Annotated in this window: 23 protein-coding genes and 2 pseudogenes; 18 read left to right on the top strand and 7 right to left on the bottom strand. The window is 59.3% G+C overall.

From position 1 onward, the window contains the following. The first annotated feature begins 166 nt into the window (after nt 1-166). From pepA to D8B20_RS02335, 4 genes are all read left to right on the top strand, one after another. The gene (pepA, locus tag D8B20_RS02350; RefSeq protein WP_145886775.1) at nt 167-1,678 is read left to right on the top strand and encodes a leucyl aminopeptidase; all 1,512 of its coding nucleotides are present in this window, start codon (nt 167-169) and stop codon (nt 1,676-1,678) included. 170 nt (nt 1,679-1,848) lie between these two features. Further along, nucleotides 1,849-2,307 carry a DNA polymerase III subunit chi gene (locus D8B20_RS02345; protein ID WP_145886773.1) on the top strand — a complete coding sequence of 153 codons (459 nt, stop codon included), beginning with the start codon at nt 1,849-1,851 and terminating at the stop codon, nt 2,305-2,307. A 5-nt stretch (nt 2,308-2,312) separates the two neighbouring features. Continuing rightward, nucleotides 2,313-5,168 carry a valine--tRNA ligase gene (locus D8B20_RS02340; RefSeq protein WP_145886771.1) on the top strand — a complete coding sequence of 952 codons (2,856 nt, stop codon included), beginning with the start codon at nt 2,313-2,315 and terminating at the stop codon, nt 5,166-5,168. A 66-nt stretch (nt 5,169-5,234) separates the two neighbouring features. Further along, entirely contained in the window at nt 5,235-5,738 is a 504-nt protein-coding gene (locus D8B20_RS02335) for a GNAT family N-acetyltransferase (RefSeq protein ID WP_145886769.1), read from the top strand. Between the two features lie 14 nt (nt 5,739-5,752). Here D8B20_RS02335 and miaE read toward each other — a convergent pair whose 3' ends face one another. Together miaE and rraB are read right to left on the bottom strand one after the other, a co-directional pair. Then, entirely contained in the window at nt 5,753-6,514 is a 762-nt protein-coding gene (miaE, locus tag D8B20_RS02330) for a tRNA isopentenyl-2-thiomethyl-A-37 hydroxylase MiaE (RefSeq protein ID WP_145886767.1), read from the bottom strand. A gap of 55 nt (nt 6,515-6,569) precedes the next feature. Next, nucleotides 6,570-6,992: a ribonuclease E inhibitor RraB gene (gene rraB / locus D8B20_RS02325; RefSeq protein WP_145886765.1), complete on the bottom strand. Its 423-nt coding sequence runs from the start codon at nt 6,990-6,992 to the stop codon at nt 6,570-6,572. Nucleotides 6,993-7,154: 162 nt separating this feature from the next. Between rraB and argF the strand changes: the two genes are divergently transcribed. The 6 genes and pseudogenes from argF to nrdG all read left to right on the top strand — a co-directional run. Further along, on the top strand, nt 7,155-8,162 hold the full coding sequence (gene argF, locus D8B20_RS02320; RefSeq protein WP_145886764.1) for an ornithine carbamoyltransferase: 1,008 nt from the start codon (nt 7,155-7,157) through the stop codon (nt 8,160-8,162). 230 nt (nt 8,163-8,392) lie between these two features. Continuing rightward, a complete protein-coding gene (gene pyrB / locus D8B20_RS02315; RefSeq protein ID WP_145886762.1) occupies nt 8,393-9,328 on the top strand; it encodes an aspartate carbamoyltransferase in 936 nt (311 codons plus the stop codon). An 11-nt stretch (nt 9,329-9,339) separates the two neighbouring features. Beyond that, a complete protein-coding gene (gene pyrI / locus D8B20_RS02310; RefSeq protein ID WP_145886760.1) occupies nt 9,340-9,804 on the top strand; it encodes an aspartate carbamoyltransferase regulatory subunit in 465 nt (154 codons plus the stop codon). Nucleotides 9,805-9,882: 78 nt separating this feature from the next. Next, complete coding sequence (gene ridA, locus D8B20_RS02305; RefSeq protein ID WP_145890346.1) at nt 9,883-10,269, top strand: 2-iminobutanoate/2-iminopropanoate deaminase; 387 nt, start codon at nt 9,883-9,885, stop codon at nt 10,267-10,269. Nucleotides 10,270-10,693: 424 nt separating this feature from the next. Beyond that, entirely contained in the window at nt 10,694-12,832 is a 2,139-nt protein-coding gene (nrdD, locus tag D8B20_RS02300) for an anaerobic ribonucleoside-triphosphate reductase (RefSeq protein WP_145886758.1), read from the top strand. After that, nucleotides 12,829-13,290, top strand: a pseudogene (nrdG, locus tag D8B20_RS02295) (anaerobic ribonucleoside-triphosphate reductase-activating protein); the annotation flags it as partial. The gene nrdD and the pseudogene nrdG, both read left to right, overlap by 4 nt. On the opposite strand, the gene D8B20_RS21760 reads toward nrdG, so the two are convergent. Continuing rightward, complete coding sequence (locus tag D8B20_RS21760) at nt 13,285-14,319, bottom strand: permease (RefSeq protein ID WP_145886754.1); 1,035 nt, start codon at nt 14,317-14,319, stop codon at nt 13,285-13,287. The pseudogene nrdG and the gene D8B20_RS21760 overlap by 6 nt on opposite strands. Nucleotides 14,320-14,558: 239 nt before the next feature. Between D8B20_RS21760 and D8B20_RS02285 the strand changes: the two genes are divergently transcribed. Beyond that, entirely contained in the window at nt 14,559-15,080 is a 522-nt protein-coding gene (locus tag D8B20_RS02285) for a type 1 glutamine amidotransferase domain-containing protein (protein ID WP_145886752.1), read from the top strand. Between the two features lie 68 nt (nt 15,081-15,148). Here D8B20_RS02285 and D8B20_RS02280 read toward each other — a convergent pair whose 3' ends face one another. Continuing rightward, entirely contained in the window at nt 15,149-15,562 is a 414-nt protein-coding gene (locus tag D8B20_RS02280) for a YhbP family protein (RefSeq protein ID WP_145886750.1), read from the bottom strand. Nucleotides 15,563-15,640: 78 nt separating this feature from the next. Here D8B20_RS02280 and D8B20_RS02275 point away from each other — a divergent pair, with 78 nt between their 5' ends. Continuing rightward, the gene (locus tag D8B20_RS02275; RefSeq protein ID WP_145886748.1) at nt 15,641-15,928 is read left to right on the top strand and encodes a GIY-YIG nuclease family protein; all 288 of its coding nucleotides are present in this window, start codon (nt 15,641-15,643) and stop codon (nt 15,926-15,928) included. On the opposite strand, the gene D8B20_RS02270 is transcribed toward D8B20_RS02275, so the two are convergent. Both D8B20_RS02270 and ubiT read right to left on the bottom strand, forming a co-directional pair. Continuing rightward, nucleotides 15,912-16,418, bottom strand: a complete 507-nt coding sequence (locus D8B20_RS02270; protein WP_145886747.1) for a GNAT family N-acetyltransferase — start codon at nt 16,416-16,418, stop codon at nt 15,912-15,914. The two genes, D8B20_RS02275 and D8B20_RS02270, sit on opposite strands and share 17 nt — an antisense overlap. Continuing rightward, nucleotides 16,412-16,936: a ubiquinone anaerobic biosynthesis accessory factor UbiT gene (gene ubiT / locus D8B20_RS02265; RefSeq protein WP_145886745.1), complete on the bottom strand. Its 525-nt coding sequence runs from the start codon at nt 16,934-16,936 to the stop codon at nt 16,412-16,414. Before ubiT ends, D8B20_RS02270 begins: the two co-directional genes overlap by 7 nt. A gap of 202 nt (nt 16,937-17,138) precedes the next feature. Between ubiT and ubiU the strand changes: the two genes are divergently transcribed. The 3 genes from ubiU to D8B20_RS02250 all read left to right on the top strand — a co-directional run bounded on the left by ubiU (nt 17,139) and on the right by D8B20_RS02250 (nt 20,149). Continuing rightward, a complete protein-coding gene (gene ubiU / locus D8B20_RS02260; protein ID WP_145886744.1) occupies nt 17,139-18,134 on the top strand; it encodes a ubiquinone anaerobic biosynthesis protein UbiU in 996 nt (331 codons plus the stop codon). 9 nt (nt 18,135-18,143) lie between these two features. Then, entirely contained in the window at nt 18,144-19,022 is an 879-nt protein-coding gene (locus tag D8B20_RS02255) for a U32 family peptidase (RefSeq protein ID WP_145886742.1), read from the top strand. Between the two features lie 116 nt (nt 19,023-19,138). Continuing rightward, complete coding sequence (locus D8B20_RS02250) at nt 19,139-20,149, top strand: luciferase-like monooxygenase (RefSeq protein ID WP_145886740.1); 1,011 nt, start codon at nt 19,139-19,141, stop codon at nt 20,147-20,149. Between the two features lie 3 nt (nt 20,150-20,152). Here the strand turns inward: D8B20_RS02250 and D8B20_RS02245 are convergent, their stop codons facing one another. Beyond that, nucleotides 20,153-21,070, bottom strand: coding sequence for an AraC family transcriptional regulator (locus tag D8B20_RS02245; RefSeq protein WP_145886738.1), 918 nt, complete (start codon nt 21,068-21,070; stop codon nt 20,153-20,155). Nucleotides 21,071-21,251: 181 nt separating this feature from the next. On the opposite strand from D8B20_RS02245, the gene D8B20_RS02240 reads away from it, so the two are divergent. The 3 genes and pseudogenes from D8B20_RS02240 to D8B20_RS02230 all read left to right on the top strand — a co-directional run bounded on the left by D8B20_RS02240 (nt 21,252) and on the right by D8B20_RS02230 (nt 22,306). Beyond that, nucleotides 21,252-21,998 (top strand): SDR family NAD(P)-dependent oxidoreductase, encoded by a 747-nt coding sequence (locus D8B20_RS02240; protein WP_145886736.1) that lies wholly within the window; start codon nt 21,252-21,254, stop codon nt 21,996-21,998. 24 nt (nt 21,999-22,022) lie between these two features. Then, nucleotides 22,023-22,148 (top strand): annotated as a pseudogene (locus D8B20_RS02235) (SDR family oxidoreductase); the annotation flags it as partial. A gap of 74 nt (nt 22,149-22,222) precedes the next feature. Beyond that, nucleotides 22,223-22,306: a hypothetical protein gene (locus tag D8B20_RS02230; protein WP_370664124.1), complete on the top strand. Its 84-nt coding sequence runs from the start codon at nt 22,223-22,225 to the stop codon at nt 22,304-22,306. The last annotated feature ends 34 nt before the right edge of the window (nt 22,307-22,340 follow it).

Here is a 22,340-nt window from a genome sequence, read left to right as displayed (position 1 = left end):
TAGTATGACGAACGCGTTAGGGTGGTGAAAAAACAACACATTGTCACCCATCTCATTATGGCCGCCGGCGTTAAATTGTCATGGCGTCGCAACAAACTAATGGGTTACGAACGCGCTACATTCTAACGACAGCTTAGGCCGTTGTCTTTAAGATTCAGGAGAGTGCATGGAGTTCAGTGTAAAAAGCGGTAGCCCGGAAAAACAGCGCAGCGCCTGCATTGTAGTTGGCGTTTTCGAACCGCGCCGCCTTTCACCCATCGCCGAGCAGCTGGATAAAATCAGCGACGGCTATATCAGTGCGCTGCTGCGCCGCGGCGAACTGGAAGGCAAGGTGGGCCAGACACTGCTGCTGCACCATGTGCCGAACATCCTTTCTGAACGCATCCTGCTGATTGGCTGTGGTAAAGAGCGCGAGCTGGATGAACGCCAGTACAAGCAGGTGATCCAGAAAACCATCAACACCCTTAACGACACCGGTTCCATGGAGGCCGTGTGCTTCCTGACCGAGCTGCACGTAAAAGGCCGCAACACGTACTGGAAAGTGCGTCAGGCAGTAGAGACCTCAAAAGAGGCGCTTTATAACTTTGATCAGCTGAAAAGCAATAAAGTTGAACCGCGCCGTCCGCTGCGTAAGCTGGTGTTTAATGTGCCAACCCGTCGCGAACTCACCAGCGGTGAACGTGCCATTCAGCACGGCCTGGCGGTCGCGGCTGGCGTGAAAGCCGCCAAAGATCTGAGCAACATGCCGCCAAATATCTGTAACGCCGCCTATCTGGCTTCACAGGCGCGTCAGCTGGCGGATGCGTACAGTAAAAATGTCACCACCCGCGTCATCGGCGAACAGCAGATGAAAGAGCTGGGCATGAACGCCTATCTGGCCGTCGGGGCCGGTTCCCATAACGAATCACTGATGTCGGTGATTGAATACAAAGGCAGTACCGATGCGGACGCGCGTCCGATCGTGCTGGTGGGTAAAGGCCTGACCTTTGATTCCGGCGGTATCTCCATCAAGCCGGCGGAGGCGATGGACGAAATGAAATATGACATGTGCGGCGCCGCGTCGGTGTATGGCGTAATGCGCATGGTCGCCGAGCTGAACCTGCCGCTCAACGTGGTGGGCGTGCTGGTGGGCTGCGAGAACATGCCGGATGGCCGCGCCATGCGTCCGGGCGATGTGCTGACCACCATGTCCGGCCAGACCGTTGAGGTGCTGAACACCGATGCCGAAGGCCGCCTGGTGCTGTGTGACGCCCTGACCTATGTTGAACGCTTCGAACCGGAAGTGGTGATTGACGTCGCGACCCTGACCGGGGCCTGCGTGATTGCGCTGGGTCATCACGTCAGCGGACTGATGTCGAACCACAACCCGCTGGCGCATGAGCTGATTGGCGCTTCCGAACAGTCCGGTGACCGCGCCTGGCGTCTGCCGATGGCGGATGAGTATCAGGAGCAGCTGGAGTCCAATTTTGCCGATATGGCGAACATTGGGGGTCGTCCGGGCGGCGCGATTACCGCGGCCTGCTTCCTGGCCCGTTTTGCCCGCAAATACAACTGGGCACACCTGGATATCGCCGGCACGGCGTGGCGCTCTGGCAAGGCCAAAGGCGCGACCGGCCGCCCGGTGCCGCTGCTGTCGCAGTTCCTGCTGAACCGTGCCGGACTGAACGGCGACGATTAAGCCCGGCCCCGTAAGTTGCTTCGCAGGCAGACGATAACGCGGTTAACCCGAATCACTGATGCACGTCAGTGATTCGGCAAAACGCCAGCCCGTCAGCGCACCAGCAGTACAAAGTATGACGGGTATGGTGCACAATGCGCCCCACTGCCCTAAATGGAAAGACACCCGCCATGAAAAACGCCACCTTCTATGTGATGGAGTCCGAAAGCGCCAGCGACGGCTTAAGCGCCATCGAAGCGCTGGTGTGCATGCTGGCTGCCGCGCGCTGGCGTGACGGCAAACGCATTCTGATTGCCTGCGAAGATGAAGCGCAGGCAAATCGGCTGGACGAAGCCTTATGGCAGCTGCCGGCAAATGCGTTTGTGCCGCACAATCTGGCCGGTGAAGGCCCGCGCTACGGCGCACCGGTGGAACTGGCGTGGCCGCAGCGCCGGGGCAGTTCGCCGCGCGATCTGCTGATCAGCCTGCTGCCGCAGTTCGCAGATTTTGCTACCGGTTTCCATGAAGTGATAGACTTCGTACCTTATGAAGAATCCCTGAAACAACTGGCGCGTGACCGCTATAAAGCGTATCGCAGCGTTGGTTTCCAATTGAATACGGCGACGCCACCCCCGCCGCAAACGACATAGCAGAAATGGAAAAGACATATAACCCGCAAGATATCGAGCAGCCGCTCTACGAGCACTGGGAACAGCAGGGCTACTTTAAACCGAATGGCGATACCAGCCAGGAAAGCTTTTGCATCATGATCCCGCCGCCGAACGTCACCGGCAGCTTGCATATGGGTCACGCCTTCCAGCAGACAATCATGGACACCATGATTCGCTACCAGCGTATGCAGGGGAAAAATACCCTGTGGCAGGCGGGCACCGACCACGCCGGTATCGCCACGCAGATGGTGGTTGAGCGCAAAATTGCGGCCGAAGAGGGCAAGACGCGTCAGGATTACGGTCGCGAAGCCTTTATCGACAAAATCTGGCAATGGAAAGCGGAATCCGGCGGCACCATTACCCGCCAGATGCGCCGTCTGGGTAACTCGGTTGACTGGGAGCGCGAGCGCTTCACCATGGACGAAGGTCTGTCCAATGCCGTGAAAGAAGTGTTTGTTCGCCTGTATAAAGAGAACCTGATTTACCGCGGCAAGCGCCTGGTGAACTGGGATCCAAAACTGCGCACCGCTATCTCTGACCTCGAAGTGGAAAACCGCGAGAGCAAAGGCTCTATGTGGCACATCCGCTATCCGCTGGCAGACGGCGTGAAAACCGCCGAAGGCAAAGATTACCTGGTGGTTGCTACGACGCGTCCGGAAACCCTGCTGGGCGATACCGGCGTGGCGGTTAACCCGGAAGATCCGCGTTACAAAGATCTGATCGGTAAAGAGGTGCTGCTGCCGCTGGTGAACCGCCGCATTCCGATTGTGGGCGACGAACACGCCGATATGGAAAAAGGCACCGGCTGCGTGAAGATCACCCCGGCGCATGACTTCAACGACTATGAAGTGGGTCGTCGTCACAAGCTGCCCATGATTAACATTCTGACGTTCGACGGTGATATCCGCGAGCGGGCAGAAGTGTTCGACACCAACGGGGAAGTCAGCGACGTCTGCAGCGATGAGATTCCGGCGCAGTTCCGTAACATGGAGCGCTTTGCCGCGCGCAAAGCAATTGTGGCCGCTGTCGACGAACTGGGCCTGCTGGACGAGATCAAACCGCACGATCTGACCGTTCCTTACGGCGACCGTGGCGGTGTGGTGATCGAGCCGATGCTGACCGACCAGTGGTATGTGCGCACCGCACCGCTGGCAAAAGTGGCGGTTGAAGCCGTTGAAAACGGCGACATTCAGTTTGTGCCGAAGCAGTACGAAAACATGTACTTCTCCTGGATGCGCGATATTCAGGACTGGTGTATCTCACGTCAGCTGTGGTGGGGTCACCGCATCCCGGCGTGGTATGACAATAACGGCAACGTCTATGTGGGCCGCACCGAAGACGAAGTGCGTCAGGAAAATCAGCTGGGCGCCGACGTGGCGCTGCGCCAGGACGACGATGTGCTGGACACCTGGTTCTCATCCGGCCTGTGGACCTTCTCTACCCTCGGCTGGCCCGAGAACACCGAAGCGCTGCGTACCTTCCACCCGACCAGCGTGCTGGTAAGCGGCTTCGATATCATTTTCTTCTGGATTGCGCGCATGATCATGCTGACCATGCACTTCATCAAAGATGAAAACGGTAAGCCGCAGGTGCCGTTTAAGACTGTCTACATGACGGGTCTGATCCGCGATGAAGAAGGGCAAAAGATGTCGAAGTCGAAAGGCAACGTCATCGATCCACTGGATATGGTGGACGGCATTTCGCTGGAAGATCTGCTGGAGAAACGCACCGGCAACATGATGCAGCCGCAGCTGGCGGAGAAAATTCGCAAACGCACCGAGAAGCAGTTCCCGGACGGTATTATGCCTTCGGGCACCGATGCACTGCGCTTCACCCTCGCCGCGCTGGCGTCGACCGGTCGCGACATCAACTGGGATATGAAGCGTCTCGACGGCTATCGCAACTTCTGTAACAAGCTTTGGAACGCCAGCCGCTTTGTGCTGATGAACACGGAAGATCAGGATTGTGGCCAGAACGGTGGCGAGCTGAAGCTGTCGCTGGCGGATCGCTGGATTCTGACCGAATTCAACAGCACGGTAAAAGCCTACCGTGAAGCGCTGGATAGCTATCGCTTTGATATTGCCGCTAACATTCTGTATGACTTCACCTGGAACCAGTTCTGTGACTGGTATCTGGAGCTGACCAAGCCAGTGATGAACAGCGGCAGCGAAGCAGAACTGCGCGGCACCCGCCATACACTGGTTACGGTGCTGGAAGCGCTGCTGCGCCTGGCGCACCCGATCATTCCGTTTATCACGGAAACCATCTGGCAGCGCGTGAAAGTGCTGAAGAACATCGATCACGACACCATCATGCTGCAGCCGTTCCCGCAGTATGACGCAGCGAAAGAAGATGCAGCGGCGAAAGCGGATATCGAGTGGATGAAGCAGGCGATCGTTGCCGTACGTAATATCCGTGCGGAAATGAACATCGCGCCAGGTAAACCGCTGGACGTTCTGCTGCGTGATTGCTCTGCTGCGGCGCAGCGTCGCGTGGAAGAGAACCGCAACTTCCTGTCGCGTCTGGCCCGCCTCGAAAGCCTGACCATTCTGCCGGCCGGCGAGAAAGGCCCGGTTTCGGTGACCAAAATTGTCGACGGTGCCGAGCTGCTGATTCCGATGGCGGATCTGGTCAACAAAGAAGCCGAGCTGGAGCGTCTGGCAAAAGAGCTGGTGAAGCTGGATGTGGAAATCGAGAAGATCCAGACCAAGCTGGCTAACGAAGGCTTTGTGTCACGCGCACCGGAAGCCGTGGTCGCGAAAGAGCGCGAGCGCGTGGCGGAACTGGAACAATCGAAAGCAAAACTGATTGAACAGCAGGGCGTGATTGCGGCATTGTAATCGCTTCAGTCCTGATGCTTAACCGAAGCCGGGCTCTGCCCGGCTTTTTTTTACCGGAAGATTACGATGACCACCGTCCTGCCCCTGAACCTGCAGGTGCGCCCGATTACCGCCGCCGATAATCCGCTGATTGCCCGGGTGATCCGCGATGTGTCCGCGGAGTTTGGCCTGACCGCAGACAAAGGCTACACCGTTTCCGATCCCAACCTCGACCGGCTGTTTGAACTCTACAGCGAGGCGAACAGCGCCTACTGGATTGTTGAGCATGAAGGCCGCGTGGTGGGCGGTGGCGGCATCGCGCCGCTGGCGTGCAGCGCGCCGGATATTTGTGAACTGCAGAAGATGTATTTTCTGCCGCAGGTGCGCGGCTTAGGGCTGGCGCGCGGGCTGGCGTTGCAGGCGCTGGACTATGCACGCCAGCAGGGCTTCCGCCGCTGCTATCTGGAAACCACCGCCAGCCTGACGCGCGCCATCAAGCTGTATGAGTCGCTGGGCTTTGTACTGATAGACACAGCGATGGGTTGTACCGGCCACGGCGATTGCGAAGTGCGCATGCTGCGCACGCTGTAACAGGCTGGCCGGCGTCAGAAGGCGGGGACGCCGCTGTGAAAGCGCAGCTCGTTATCCGGCTCGCTGATTAAGCGCCCTTCCGCTTCCCCGATCGCCTGTACGCGCGGTGCGATATCTTTCGGCGAGATCTGCGCCGCCAGCGTCAGGTAATCCTGATAGTGGCGCGCTTCGGAACGCAACAGCGAAATGTAGAACTTCTCCAGCTGTGCATCCAGGTGGGGTGCCAGGCTGGCAAAGCGCTCGCAGGAGCGCGCTTCGATGTAAGCGCCGCAAATCAGCTTGTCCACCAGCGTGTCCGGCTCGTGCGTGGTCACCTCCCGCAGCAGCCCTTTGGCATAGCGGCTGGCGGTGATTTTACGGTACGGCAAGCCACGCGCCTGCATGATCTCCCATACCTGATAGAAATGGTGCAGCTCTTCTTTGATCAGCAGCACCATCTTTTCCACCATCTCATCCGCCCACGGCAGCGCGTTGCGCACGATCACGCTTTTGGTCAGGCCACGGTGCGCGTGGATCACTGCGCTGTCGTGATGCTCGCCAAAGGTGAAATCTTCATAGGGTTTCAGCCACGCCAGAATGGCGTCACCGCTCGGTTTGTCGGCCACGTATTTGCGAATCAGCCATACCGCGGTCTGGGCGGCTTTCAGCTCGCATACCATGTGGTCGGTGAGCAGCAGCGTGAGGTTTTCCGGCTTGCGGGCTTCGTCAATCCACGCCTGTGGCGTGCGGCAGTGCAGAAACTGGTGGATAGGATCTAACAGCGGAGCGTAATTCATCGGGCTTCTTTTATCGGGCAAAATTCACAGGGCGGCGCGTGCCGCCCGTCAGTGCTTAGTGGCGCACACCGTTATCTTCATCGTCGTCGATGTCGTCGCCGTCGTCGTCTTCATCTTCCGCGTCCGGGTCTTCGAAGTAGGTGCCCCAGCCGTCGTAGTCGACGTTGAATTTACCGGCGAGATTAACCAGCTGCTCAACCTGCGCGTCAATCAGCTCAGCGTTCAGTGCGCCCTCGCTCAGGATATCTACGCACATCACCACGCCGCCCTCTTCCAGCTCCAGCTCTTCCGGCTCGCTGACTTCATAACCCAGCTTGAAGGCTTCAACCGCGACTTTTTCCAGCGAGTCGAAATTATTGCAGGAGAGATGGTGTTCAATGGTGTAAAGCGCATCCGGATCGCTGCCGTCTTCCAGTAACTCTTCAATGATCAGGCGCGTCTCTTCGCGCTGTTCTTCCAGCAATGCTTCGTATGCCATGGGCGTGTCCTCAAAATAGTGGCAGTGAATGCAATTATTTTCCCACACTGCCTCGCGCGCCACTACACAAAACAGAAAGTTTCTTAGCGCTGGGGTTGAAAATGCATATTCATACGGTTAGATTGAATTTTAATTCATTATCACTGCTATGCGGAGTGCAGTATGCATCAGCTTTATTCAAGACATTTCCTGAGATTGCTGGATTTCACCCCGGCGGAAATCACCAGTCTGTTAACCCTCGCCAGTGAATTAAAACACGCGAAGAAAAATGCCAGCGAAACCCAATACCTGAAAGGCAAAAACATCGCGCTCATCTTCGAAAAAGACTCGACCCGTACCCGATGCTCTTTCGAAGTTGCCGCTTACGATCAGGGTGCCAACGTCACCTACCTCGGCCCGAGCGGCAGTCAGATTGGCCATAAAGAGTCAATGAAAGACACCGCACGCGTGCTGGGCCGCATGTACGACGGCATTCAGTACCGCGGTTACGGTCAGGCGCTGGTGGAAACGCTGGCAGAATACGCCGGCGTGCCGGTGTGGAATGGCCTGACCACCGAATTTCATCCCACGCAGCTGCTGGCGGACCTGCTAACCATGCAGGAGCATCTGCCAGAGAAAGCGCTGAGCGAGATGACGCTGGTTTACGTGGGCGATGCGCGCAATAACATGGGCAACAGCATGCTGGAGGCCGCCGCGCTGGTGGGGCTGGATCTGCGGCTGGTGGCGCCAAAAGGCTGCTGGCCGGACGAGACGCTGGTGGCGCAGTGCCGCAGCGCCGCGCAGCAGACCGGCGGTAAAATCACCCTGACGGAAGATATCGCTGAAGGCGTACAGGGCGCAGATTTTATCTATACCGACGTCTGGGTTTCTATGGGAGAGGCGAAATCCGTATGGGAAGAGCGTATCGCCCTGCTGCGTCCGTATCAGGTCAACAGCGCCATGCTGGCCCTGACCGGCAATCCGCAGGTGAAGTTCCTGCACTGCCTGCCTGCCTTCCATGACGACCAGACCACGCTGGGCCAGCAGATGGCCGAACAGTACGGCTTGCATGACGGTATGGAAGTCAGCAATGCGGTGTTTGAATCAGCACACAGCATTGTGTTTGATCAGGCAGAAAACCGCATGCACACCATCAAAGCGGTGATGGTGGCGACGCTGGGCCAGCGCTGAATGATCGCCAGGCAAACGTTTACTTTCCGCTTGCTGCCGCGTGGTGAATGCGTATAATGCGCCACAATTTGCCGGAGGAAACATGCAACAGCGCAGCGCACAATTTGACGCTCTTCTTCGCCTGACCGCAGGCGGCGCACCCGTTTCTTTCCGTCAGATATCGATCGCCAGAAAGCCCCTGTAAAGGGGCTTTTTTTTGTCCGCAATCCGGCAGCGCTGAGGAGAGAGCTATGGCCAACCCGCTATATCGTAAGCACATTATTTCCATTAACGATCTCAACCGCGACGAGCTGGAGCAGGTGCTGCACACAGCGGCACGGCTGAAAGCCCAGCCGCAGCCGGAACTGCTGAAACACAATGTGATTGCCAGCTGCTTCTTTGAAGCGTCAACCCGGACGCGCTTATCCTTTGAAACGGCGATGCACCGCCTGGGAGCATCAGTAGTGGGCTTCGCCGACGGCAGCAACACCTCGCTGGGCAAAAAAGGCGAAACCCTTGCGGACACCATTTCTGTGATTGGCACTTACGTGGATGCCATCGTGATGCGTCATCCGCAGGAAGGGGCCGCGCGCCTAGCCACCGAATTTTCCGGCGGCGTCCCCATCCTCAATGCCGGCGATGGCGCGAACCAGCATCCGACGCAGACGCTGCTGGATCTGTTCACAATCCGCGAAACGCAGGAGCGGCTGGATAATCTGAATGTGGCCATGGTCGGTGATCTGAAATATGGCCGCACCGTGCATTCGCTGACCCAGGCGCTGGCCAAGTTCAGCGGCAATCGCTTCTACTTTATCGCCCCGGATGCGCTGGCCATGCCGGCATACATTACCGATATGCTGGATGAACAGAACATTGCGTGGTCGCGCCATGACAGTATTGAAGAGGTGATGCCACAGCTGGATATTCTCTACATGACGCGTGTGCAGAAAGAGCGCCTTGACCCGTCCGAGTACGCGAATGTCAAAGCGCAGTTTATCCTGCGCGCTGCCGATCTGGCGGGCGCCCGCGCCAACATGAAGGTGCTGCACCCGCTGCCGCGCATTGATGAGATCACCACCGACGTGGATAACACGCCACACGCCTGGTATTTCCAGCAGGCGGGCAACGGCATCTTCGCGCGCCAGGCACTGCTGGCGCTGGTACTGAATAGCGAACTGGCACTGTAAGGAGCAGCGTGATGACACAGGATAATAAACTGCAGGTTGAAGCGATCAAACGCGGCACGGTTATTGACCATATTCCGGCGCAGGTCGGCTTCAAATTACTCTCCCTGTTCCGTCTGACAGAAACCGATCAGCGCATTACCATCGGCCTGAATCTGCCGTCGGGCGAAATGGGCCGCAAGGATCTGATCAAAATCGAAAACACCTTCCTGACGGACGATCAGATCAACCAGCTGGCGGTTTATGCGCCACACGCCACGGTGAACCGCATCGACGACTACGAAGTGGTGGCCAAGATCGCTCCGGCCCTGCCGGAGCGCATTGAGCGCGTGCTGACCTGCCCGAACAGCAACTGCATCAGCCGCAGCGAACCGGTGTTCTCCAGCTTTGCGGTGAAACAGCGCGCCGATGACGTACACCTGAAGTGCAAATATTGTGAGAAAGAGTTCGCGCGCCACGTGGTGCTGGGTCACTGGTAATCACCTCTGTCGTCCCTATAATGGAGCGACCATTTTCGCGGCGGGCAGCGGCCTGCCGCGCACTTTTAAGGAGAAATGATGTCTCGCGAAATCAGTACTGAAAAAGCCCCGGCAGCGATTGGCCCTTACGTGCAGGGCGTGGATCTCGGCAGCATGATCATCACCTCCGGCCAGATCCCGGTTGATCCGGCCACCGGGGCAGTGGCAGAGGATGTGGCGGCGCAGGCGCGTCAGTCGCTGGAGAATGTCAAAGCGATTGTTGAAGCCGCCGGTCTCCGCGTGGGTGACATTGTAAAGACCACCGTGTTCGTAAAGGATCTGAACGACTTCGCCACCGTTAACGCCACCTATGAAGCCTTTTTCACTGAACATCAGGCCAGCTTCCCGGCACGCTCCTGCGTGGAAGTTGCGCGCCTGCCAAAAGACGTGAAGATCGAGATCGAAGCGATCGCTGTGCGTCGCTGAACCTGATTCGTTCAGAGGCTGGCGCAGGAAAGTGCGCCAGCCGATAAGGCGTAATGCATGGCGTTGTGAAAATACCGCGCGTACATTGCGCCGCTCTCTGTCCCGCCCTGCTTCTGAGCGACACACACCGCTCCATCGCAGCACGACGGCGGGTGTTGCAGTTTGCGCCGCCTGGCCGTGCGCCTGGCACTATGCTGAGCATCCAATCGTCTCTTTGCTCCCTTACCCCTGCCAGCCCACCGGCGGGCAATTCGCCCGACGTACACCTTTTCGCCGCCTGACAAAAACCCTGCGCCGCACCGTACGGGCTTCCCCGCCGCTGCCTTGCGTCAGGTCAACATCCGGGTGATTAAATCACTCTGAAACACTACATACAGGCATTAAACTGCACCGAAACATCAATATGTAGTATCAGGGAGTGAGTATGGCAACGGTTGTAATTAAACGTGACGGCTGTAGGGTGCCGTTTGACCCCCGGCGTATTGAAGCAGCAATGTGCGCCGCCGCCCGGGCGGCGCAGGTGGATGCGGCGGATGAATGCCTCCGCATGGCTGCGCAGGTCAGCGAACGGTTAGGGACCCGGCCGGAAGTGGATATCCATGAGATTCAGTGCGCCGTCGAAGAGGTGCTGATGGCCGGACGCTGGCCGCAGCTGGCGCGGGCGTATATTGAATACCGTCACGATCGCGATCGGGCCCGCGAGCAGCGCGGCAGGCTGCACCATGCGATCCGCGGGCTGGTGGAGCAGACCGATGCGGCGCTGCTGAACGAAAACGCCAACAAAGACAGTAAAGTGATCCCGACGCAGCGCGATTTGCTGGCCGGGATCGTCGCGAAACATTACGCGCAGCAGCACCTGTTGCCGCAGGATGTGGTGCAGGCGCACGAGCGCGGTGAAATCCATTACCACGACCTCGATTATGCCCCCTTCTTCCCGATGTTTAACTGCATGCTGATTGATCTGCACGGCATGCTGACCCGCGGCTTCAGAATGGGCAATGCCGACATTGCGCCCCCCAGGTCGATCGCCACCGCTGCCGCCGTGACGGCACAGATCATCGCCCAGGTGGCCAGTCACATTTATGGCGGCACTACCCTTAACCGTATTGATGAAGTGCTGGCACCGTTTGTGAATCTCAGCCTGGCGCGGCATCGCCGCATTGCCGCGGAGTGGCAGATTGCCGATGCCGAAGGCTATGCCCGGGCGCGCACCGAAAAAGAGTGCTACGACGCTTTTCAGTCGCTGGAGTATGAGGTCAATACGCTGCATACCGCCAACGGACAGACGCCGTTTGTTACCTTCGGCTTTGGTCTGGGCACCGACTGGGCATCGCGGCTGGTGCAGCAATCCATTCTGCGTAACCGGATAGCGGGTCTGGGCACCCGACATAAAACCGCCGTCTTCCCCAAACTGGTGTTTGCCATCCGTGACGGCGTGAACCGCCGCCCGGGCGACATCAATTACGATATCAAGCAACTGGCGCTGCGCTGCGCCAGTCAGCGTATGTACCCGGATATCCTTAACTACGACAAAGTGGTAGAGGTCACTGGCTCGTTTAAAACGCCAATGGGCTGCCGCAGTTTTCTGGGCGTGTATGAAGAGAATGGCCAGCAGATTCACGACGGGCGCAATAACATTGGCGTGGTGAGCCTGAATCTGCCACGCATTGCGCTGGAGGCCGGCGGCGATGACACCCGCTTTATGGCGCTGCTGGATGCGCGTCTGGCGCTGGCGAAGCGGGCGCTGATGACGCGTATCGCCCGGCTGGAAAAAACCAAAGCGCGCGTGGCACCGATTCTGTATATGGAAGGGGCCTGCGGCGTCAGGCTGCAGGCGGAGGAGGAAATCGGGCCGATTTTCCGCAACGGTCGCGCCTCCATCTCCCTCGGCTTTATCGGCCTGCATGAAACCCTTATTGCCCTCAGCGGCAATGCGGTGCATCCCTATGACGATGCGCAGCTGCGGGCAAAAGGCGTGGCGATTGTCACGCATATGCGCCGCGCCACAGACCAGTGGAAAGCCGAGACCGGTTACGGTTTCAGCCTCTACAGTACGCCAAGTGAAAATCTGTGCGATCGCTTCTGTCGTCTGGATGCCGCCCGGTTTGGCGTGGTGCCTGGCGTTACCGATAAAGGCTATTACACCAACAGCTTCCATCTCGACGTGGAAAAACACGTTAATCCCTACGATAAAATCGACTTTGAGGCGCCTTACCCGGCCCTGGCGAACGGCGGATTTATCTGTTACGGCGAGTACCCTTCGCTGCAGCATAACCTGCGGGCGCTGGAGGATGTGTGGGATTACAGCTATGATCGCGTGCCCTATTACGGCACCAACACGCCGATTGATGAGTGTTACGACTGCGGCTTCCGCGGCGAATTTCACTGTACCAGCAAAGGCTTTACCTGCCCGCAGTGCGGCAATCATGACGCCGCCCGGGTCTCGGTAACGCGCCGCGTGTGTGGCTATCTGGGCAGCCCGGATGCGCGTCCGTTTAACGCCGGGAAGCAGGAGGAGGTACGGCGGCGCGTCAAACATCTCCGGGTGGGGCCAGCACGATGAACATCCAGCGTTACTATGCCGTCGATGTGGTGAATGGCCCCGGCACGCGCTGCACGCTCTTTGTCAGCGGTTGCGAACATCAGTGCCGCGGCTGCTATAACCAGAGCACCTGGCGGCCTGACGCCGGCGTGCCTTTTACGCTTGCCATGGAAGAGCAGCTGATTGCCGATCTCAACGATCGGCGGATTCCGCGTCAGGGCTTGTCGCTGAGCGGCGGCGATCCGCTGCACCCGCGCAACGTCCCGCACATACGCCGCCTGGTAAAACGCGTCCGCCGTGAATGCCCGGATAAAGATATCTGGCTGTGGACCGGTTATCAGCGGGCGGAGCTGAATGCGGCGCAGCGCGCCGTAGTGGCTGAGATTGACGTGCTGATTGACGGGCGCTTTATCGAAGCGGAAAAAGATGCGCGGCTGCCCTGGCGCGGCAGCCGCAATCAGCAGATCTGGTATTTACGCCAGCCACAGGGCGAGCGCGCCGAGAGCGATACCGCTGAACATCACGCCGAAGAGTGCGATGCCCAGCGCCCGCGCCGGGAAAGCCCGGTGCAGCATCAGCAGCGAGGGCACGCTGACCGCGGGTAAGGTAACCAGCAGAGCCAGCGCCGGTGCCATGCCCATGCCGGCCAGCAGCAGCGTCTGCACAATGGGGATTTCCGCGGCGGTCGGGATGACAAACAAACAGCCGGCAATTGCCATCATCATTACCCAGAACAGCGTGTTGCCAACCGCGCCTTCGGCATGGGGGAACAGCCAGACGCGTGCGGCCCCCAGCAGCAGCACCGCCACGATATATAACGGAATAGTGTTCCAGAACAGCTGCCACATCACGCGCAGCCAGCGGGACGGAAAGCCTTGCGCGTCGGCCGGCGGCAGGGCCGGTGCCGGTGCCACCGCTGCCGGGACGCTGCGCTGCACCAGCGAGGCAATCCCGGTGACCATAACGATGCCGGCCACCAGCCGGATGGCCGCAAACGGCCAGCCCAGCACAAAGCCCATAAAAATCAGCGTCGCCGGGTTCAGCAGTGGGTTTGCCAGCCAGAACGCCATTGCCGCACCGGCGGAGACCTGCGCCTGACGCAGCCCGGCGGTCACCGGCGCGGCGCAGCAGCTGCACATCATGCCCGGCAGGCCCAGCGCGGTGCCCGTCAGCGTGGCGCGCGCCCCCGGACGGCCCATCAGCCGCTGCAGCCAGCGACGCGGAATCAGCACCTGTACCAGCGATCCCAGCACCACGCCCAGCACCGCCGCCTTCCATACCGCAAGGAAATAGACCATCGCGTAATCCAGCGCGGCGCGCCACGGGGAGTCCGCCGCCTGCGCAATGATCGACTGGCCAATCGAGTGCGTTTCCGCAGCGGTAAACGCTTTGCCATAGTAGGGCTGCCATTTGACGTACCACAGGCCCGTCACCACCACCGCAAGGAATAACAGCGGTTTCCAGCGGGCGATGCGCAGCGCGGACGGAGAGGAGGCGAATTGAGTCATCACAGGTTCCGTATTCAACTGAATAACGCAGGCCGCATCGGGTGCAGCCGGGACAGCGCATTGTTATGCAGTGCCGCCTTTTCCACCAGATCAGAAGCGGTGAAACTTGATCTGCACCCGGAATTATCTGGATAGCGATCACAAAACTGCGCCTGGCTTGCGTTTCCGCGCGCAGCGTCCAGACTTGTCAGGTCAGACGTGAATACGCGTCAGGTTTGTAACCCGCAAGGAGGAGAAAGATGAGTAAGAAAATCGCGGTACTGATTACCGATGAGTTTGAGGACTCAGAGTTTACCTCTCCGGCCGAAGCATACAGCAAGGCTGGCCATGAAGTGGTCACCATTGAGATGCAGGCCGGCAAGATCGTGAAAGGTAAACAGGGAAAAGCAGAAGTCAAAATCGATAAAGATATTGATCACGTCAGCCCGGCAGAATTTGATGCGCTGCTGCTGCCCGGCGGCCACTCGCCGGATTCACTGCGCGGCGACGATCGCTTCGTCAACTTCACTAAAGAGTTTGTCGCCAGCGGCAAACCGATTTTTGCTATCTGCCACGGTCCGCAGCTGCTGATCAGCGCCAATGGCGTGCGCGGCCGCAAAATGACCTGCGTGAAAGCCATTGCTATCGACCTGCGCAATGCCGGGGCCGATTTTTACGATAAAGAAGTGGTGGTGGACGATGACAAACTGGTCACCAGCCGCACCCCTGACGATCTGCCCGCTTTTAACCGCGAATCGCTGCGGATTCTGAACGCGGCATAATGCTGCTGGTCGCCCTGCCGGGCGGCCTGCGGTCAGCCCGGTGTGTCACTATGATGTTCACGCCGGGTTCAGCGCTGCCAGGTAATCTTTGTGCCAAAGCCCAGCGCGTTATCCGTCATCTTCAGCTCATCAATCACGATCTCCCACAGCGGTGCGGTAACCTTCTTTGCCACCGGAAAACGCTTCTGATAAGCCTGACGCGCCCTCGCCTCGTCAGTCAGCTGAATGCGTCCGCGATACTGCACGCCCTTGATCAGCAGCACCGATTTCGGCTGACCGTTAATGCTGCCGGCAACCTGCGGATTGTGCTGCATTAATGCCCCGTGCCGGGTAGCCGGTTCGGTCATCAGCCAGAACGCCATGCGCGTTTCATCAAACACATAAAAACAGCTGGCACACCACATATCGTCGCCGTGGTGAGCGCACAATGACAGCACGTGCTGCTTTTTCAGATAGCGAATCAGATGGGAAAGATCGGACAAGGGTCACTCCGTGCAAAAATAGCGACAGCCGCGCGGGCGCGCTACACTGCCCGCCAGCCATTTAACGAGGTCAGACAGATGGAAGAGCGCTGGCAGCTGTATATGCTGCAAACCGCCGCCGGTATGCTGTATACCGGCATTACGACGGATGTTAACCGCCGCCTGCAGCAACATCAACAGGGCCGTGGCGCACGCGCGCTGCGTGGCAAAGGCCCGCTGACGCTGGTGTTTTACTGTGACGCAGGCGATCGGGCAGCCGCGTCACGGCTGGAGTACCGGGTTAAACAGCTGAGCCGTGCGCAGAAGCTGCTGCTGGTTGCCCGGCAGCCTGCCTGTCTGCATACGTGGTTCACTCAGACCGGTTAAAGGGCGCGGCGAACGCGATCAGCCCTTCTGCACCGTCGAAGGCATCCGGGGCCAGCTTATACACCTGGAAAGCGGCTTCGCTGCCCGGCCAGCGACAGTGCAGACCGTGCCGTGCCGCCGGCTCAAAACCCAGCGGGTTGTAAAAGGCGGGATCGCCCAGCACGACCACGGCGCTGTAGCTGAACTCGTTCAGTGAATCCAGCCCTTCATACACCAGCTGCCGCGCGATACCCTGCTGGCGTACCGAAGCATCCACCGCCAGCGGTGCCAGCGCCACCCAGTTGCGATCTTCCCCCTGCAGCGTAACCGGACTAAAAGCCGCATAGCCCAATACCTGACCTTCGTCGTCGGTCGCCACCACGCCCAGCGTCAGCAGCCCGTCTTCACGCAGCTGCTGCACCAGTTCGGCTTCTGCCGCGGTAGGAAAACTGCGCTTCAGCAGGCTATCAATACCTGCGGCATCCACACCAATTTCAGTACGAATTAACATGAGTTCCCTGCGCGTGCCTCAGCGGCCTTCGCGTCCTGTGTCATTCCAGCCTCAATAAAGGCAGCCAGCTGCTGCAACCCGGTGCGCAACGGCGTTGGCAGGGTTTCTGGTTCAATCGCATCCATCAGATTCTTCACCTCCAGTCCCAGTTCCGTATCGCCTTCAATCAGCAGTCGTCGCTGAAAGAACAACATATCGGGGTCGGCTCTGCCTGCTGCCACCCGCAACAGATCGTTTGCTTCGCCGCGAAACCAGACGTCTGCTTCGGCATCGCGCGAAACGCTCAGGCGCCCCTGCTGCAGCGTGGTGATCCAGCGCAGATTGATATCGGCGATCTCGATCCCCAGGGTGCGCCCCTGCAGAAAGTCTAACTCACCTTCAGCCAAAGCATGACGAAATTGCCAGTTTAGGAGTTGTTGCAAAGCGGCTTTTTTCACTGCAAACGGGGTAAGCGAAACCGGTAACGCAAGAAATTCAGGGCCTTTATCCACGATCAGGCCGCGTAAGCGCGCAAACATGCACTGCACTCCCTTCAGAAAATTTTACCTATATTGCCACATCGCGGCGCGTTCGCCTCAACCGGGATCAAGGAATCCACGGTCTTACGGGTAAAAATCCCCCCTGCGCTGCACCATTGCCGTTTTCTCTGCCCTAAATCAACATGCGCGCGGTTTGCCGCGCCTACACTCGACGGCGTTCAGATTCCGGAGAGGAGAGGATATGGAACTGCTGTGTCCGGCGGGGAATTTGCCTGCGCTGAAAGCGGCGGTGGAGCATGGCGCAGACGCGGTATACGTCGGCCTGAAAGATGACACCAACGCCCGCCACTTTGCTGGCCTTAATTTTACCGATAAGAAACTGGCAGAAGGCGCGCGCTTTCTGCATCAGCATCGCCGCAAACTGCATGTGGCGATCAACACCTTTGCGCATCCGGACGGTATCCGTCGCTGGCAGTCAGCCATTGACGTTGCCGCGCAAAACGGCGCGGATGCGCTGATTCTGGCGGACATCGCGATGCTGGAGTATGCCACCCGGCACTATCCGCAGGTGGAGCGCCATCTGTCGGTACAGGCTTCGGCCACCAATAGTGAAGCCATTCACTTCTACCACCGTCATTTCCGGCTTAGCCGCGTGGTGCTGCCGCGGGTGCTCTCGCTGCACCAGGTCAAACAGATTGCCCGGGACACACCGGTGCCGCTGGAAGTGTTCGCCTTTGGCAGCCTGTGCATCATGGCGGAGGGGCGCTGTTATCTGTCATCGTGGCTGACCGGTGAATCCCCCAACAGCGCCGGTGCCTGCTCACCGGCAAAGTTTGTACGCTGGCAGCAGACGCCGCAGGGCATGGAGTCACGCCTGAACGAGGTGCTGATTGACCGCTATCCGGCCGGTGAAAGTGCTGGCTACCCCACGCTGTGTAAAGGCCGCTATGAAGTGGACCACCAGCGCTATCACGTGCTGGAAGAGCCCACCAGCCTGAACACGTTATCACTGCTGCCGGCGCTGCTGAAAGCCGGTATCGCCTCAGTCAAAATTGAAGGACGGCAGCGCAGCCCGGCCTATGTGGCACAGGTGACCCGGGTGTGGCGTCAGGCCATTGATCGCTGCAAAGCCGGGCCGCAGCAGTTTGCAGTGCAGGCAGCCTGGATGCACGCACTGGGCGAACTTTCCGAAGGCAGCCAGACCACGCTGGGCGCCTATCACCGTGACTGGCAGTAAGGAGATCCCATGAAATACGCTCTCGGTCCGGTACTGTGGTACTGGCCTGCCGCTACGCTGGCGCAGTTTTACCAGCAGGTAGCGGCCAGCAGCGCAGACATTGTCTACCTCGGCGAAGCCGTCTGCAGCAAGCGGCGCGCGACCGCCTTCGCGCAGTGGATGGAGATGGCCCGCGCGCTGGCAGGCAGCGGCAAACAGGTGGTGCTCAGCACGCTGGCGCTGCTGCAGTCGCCGTCAGAGGTAAAAGAACTGCGGCGGTACGTGGAAAACGGTGAATTTCTGCTGGAAGCCAGCGACATGGGCACGGTCAATATGGCCGCCGCGCGGCGGCTGCCGTTTGTCGCCGGCCCGCAGCTCAACGTATATAACGCACAAACCCTGCGTCTACTGGTGAAAGAGGGCATGACGCGCTGGTGCCTGCCGGTGGAGATGTCGCGCGACTGGCTGATTAGCCTGCTGCAGCAGTGTGAGGAGGTACGCGAACGCTTTGAAGTGGAGGTGCTGGGCTACGGCCATCTGCCGCTGGCGCTGTCAGCGCGCTGCTTTACCGCGCGCGCGGAAAACCGGGCCAAAGATGACTGCCAGACCTGCTGCATCCGCTATCCGCAGGGGCGCCGGGTCCGCTCGCAGGAGGGCCAGCAGGTGTTTGTCCTGAACGGAATTCAGACCCTGAGCGGTTACTGCTATAACCTCGGCAACGATCTCGCCGGCATGCGCGGCTGGATCGACATTGTGCGGCTTTCTCCGCAGGATCAACAGACGCTGGCGCTGATCGATCGCTTCCGCGCCAATGAAACCGGGCTCGCTCCGCTTATGCTGGCACACGGCAGTGACAGCAACGGTTACTGGCATCGTCTGGCAGGCATGGCGCTGGAAAACCGCCAGTAATGGCACGTTCCGGCTATAAGCCTGCCCTTATTAGCAGTTTTAATATGGGGAATGATGCGTAATACTGACTGGTGCAGGTTTACTTTTCACCTGCGCCATCTTTATCTGGAGCACCCATGTCTGAGAAAAAAACTGTTCGTCTGTCCGTACTGGATCTGGCGCCGATTCCACAAGGTTCGACCGCGCGCGATGCCTTCCATAATTCGCTGGCGCTGGCGCGGCAGGCTGAAGCCCTTGGTTTTCACCGTTACTGGCTGGCTGAGCACCACAATATGACCGGCATTGCCAGCGCCGCGACCTCGGTGCTGATTGGCTATCTTGCTGCGAATACGGAAACCCTGCGTCTGGGTTCCGGTGGGATTATGCTGCCTAACCATGCGCCGCTGGTGATCGCCGAACAGTTTGGTACGCTCGAATCGCTCTACCCAGGCCGTATCGATCTCGGCCTGGGCCGTGCGCCTGGTTCAGACCAGCGCACCATGCTGGCACTGCGCCGTCACCTTTCCAGCGCACAGGCGGACAGCTTCCCGGAAGACGTGGCTGAACTGATTCGCTGGTTTGATGCTGAAGCCGGCGAACAGCCGGCAGTACAGCCGGTGCCGGGCCTGGGCCTGAAGATCCCGGTCTGGCTGCTGGGTTCCAGTCTTTACAGTGCGCAGCTGGCGGCCCGTCTGGGCCTGCCGTTTGCTTTTGCCTCCCACTTTGCGCCCGATCTGCTGTTCCAGGCGCTGCACCTGTACCGCGAGAAATTCCAGCCGTCAGCGCGGCTGGAGAAGCCCTATGCGATGGTGTGCGTGAACGTGGTGGCCGCCGACAGCGAACGCGACGCGCGCTTCCTGTTTACCTCCATGCAGCAGCAGTTCATTAATCTGCGCCGGGGCAAACCGGGCCCGCTGCCTGCGCCGGTAGAGAACATGGATAACCTGTGGTCACCTTCGGAGCAGTACGGCGTGCAGCAGGCGCTGAGTATGTCGATTGTGGGTGACAGTGAGAAAGTACGCAGTGGCCTGGCAGCGCTGCAGCGCGAGACGCAGGCGGATGAAATCATGGTTAACGGCCAGATTTTTGATACCCAGGCGCGTCTGCGCTCGTTTGCGCTGGCGATGGAAGCCGCGCGTTCACTGTAAGTTCTACTGCGGTGGGGACAGACTGTCTGCTCCCACCGCCATCATGCGCACGTCACGCGCGGGTGACTGCCCGTAAAACCGGCTGTATTCGCGGCTGAACTGTGAAGCGCTCTGATAGCCAACGCGGTAGCCCGCTGTCCCGGCATCCAGTTTCTCAATCACCATCAGCCGCCGCGCCTCGTTCAGGCGCAGCTGCTTTTGATACTGCATCGGCGTCATGGCGGTGACCGCTTTGAAATGGTGATGCAGCGAAGAGATGCTCATCCCTACGCTGCTGGCCAGCTGGTCCATCTTCAGCGGCTGATGAAAATTCTCGCGCAGCCAGCGCACTGCGCGTGCCACTTTGTTGCCCGGCCGTTCCGCCAGCGCCATATTCAGGATGCGCGGCCCTTCCGGCCCGGTCAGCAGGCGGTAAAAGATCTCTTTTTCAATCAGCGGTGCCAGCGCCGCAATATCCTGCGGCTGATCGAGCAACTCAATCAGCCGGATTAGGGCGTCCACCAGCGCGGGAGCCACCTTATGCACCGTGATACCGCGCTCGCTGGCTGCGGCGCAGCCGAGCTGCTGCAGCGGAAAATGTTCCAGATAGCGCAGCAGACGGGTTTCATTGATGGTGATGCCGACGCCAAGGTTGGGTTTTTCCGGCGTGGCCTGCACTACGCAGGATTGTACCGCCATATCCAGCGTGACCAGCAGCAGATCGCCCGGCCCGTAGTACATGACGTCGTCCCCCATGCGCAGCACTTTCTGCCCCTGTGCCACCAGCGCAAAACCGGCCCAGGTGGAAAGCTGTGACAGGCTGGTCGGTCTGGCGCTGCGGCCAAATGAGAGGAAATCGATGGCGCTGTGATTACGCCCTTCCGCCTGTGCATGACGCGCAATCAGCGCGACTAATTTCTGCCACTGCTCCTGATGAATCATGCGTTACACGCCCCGCGGTGAAAAATGACTCAGCGCGCATTCTCGCCTGGCGCTGCACAGTCGCCTAGCCCCCGCCGGACAGATTTGCAGGATCGTGCAAAAAGCTTGCAGGATTGCGCTACCGGCTCCGGCCTGCACGGCGCATGCTTTACACACCCGAAATCTCAGGTGGAGAGACACAATGAAAGCACTTGAAGGCAAAATTGCACTGGTGACGGGCGCGTCGAAAGGGATTGGCGCAGCCATCGCCATGACTTTCGCCGCGGCCGGTGCCCGGGTCGTGGTCAATTACCGACAGGATGAAGCGGGCGCGGCAGATGTGGTTACTGACATCCGCGCGCTGGGCAGCGACGCGATTGCCGTTCAGGCGGATATTGCCCGTGAGGCTGACGTGGTGCGCCTGTTTGCCCGCAGCCAGGCGGAACTGGGTGCGCCCGATATTGTCGTCAATAACGCCGGCATTTTTCATCACGGTGATTTTACAACGCTGAGCGTCGCTGACATGCAGCAGCAGCTCAGCGTCAATCTGCTGGGCACCCTGCTGGTTTGTCAGCAGGCGGCGAAACACTTTCCGTCGCGCGGCGGCTGCATTATTAACCTCAGCGCGCTGAACAGCCAGCGCAGCATGCCGGGATCGGTGCTGTGGTCCGCGACCAAAGGCGCGATTGATACCCTGACGCAGGGACTGGCCCGTGAACTGGGGCCGCGCAATATCCGCGTTAACGCGCTGGCACCGGGCATTATTCTGACGGAGGGGTTGCTGGCGGCGAAGAAGATGCATCCGGCGCTGCGGGCGCAGCTGATTGCCGCAACGCCGCTCGGGCGCTTCGGTCTGCCGGAAGATGTGGCTCAGGTGGCGCTGTTTCTGGCATCAGAAGAGTCAGCCTATGTCACCGGCGAGCGCGTGCTGATTGCCGGCGGCGTGTAGCCGCAGAAACGCAGCAATAAAAAAATTGCCGCAACGCCACTCGGGCGCTTCGGTCTGCCGGAAGATGTGGCTCAGGTAGCGCTGTTTCTGGCATCAGAAGAGTCAGCCTATGTCACCGGCGAGCGCGTGCTGATTGCCGGCGGCGTGTAATCGCAGACATGCAGCAATAAAAAGCTTGCCGCAACGCCGCAACGCCGCCCGGGCGCTTCGGTCTGCCGGAAGATGTGGCTCAGGTGGCGCTGTTTCTGGCATCGGAAGAGTCAGCCTGTGTCACCGGCGAGCGCGTGCTGATTGCCGGCGGCGTGTAGCCGCAGAAACGCAGCAATAAAAAAAGGACGCCGG

This window comes from Candidatus Pantoea soli, from assembly GCF_007833795.1.
Taxonomy (GTDB): domain Bacteria; phylum Pseudomonadota; class Gammaproteobacteria; order Enterobacterales; family Enterobacteriaceae; genus Pantoea; species Pantoea soli.
This window is presented reverse-complemented; position numbering and strand designations above follow the sequence as displayed.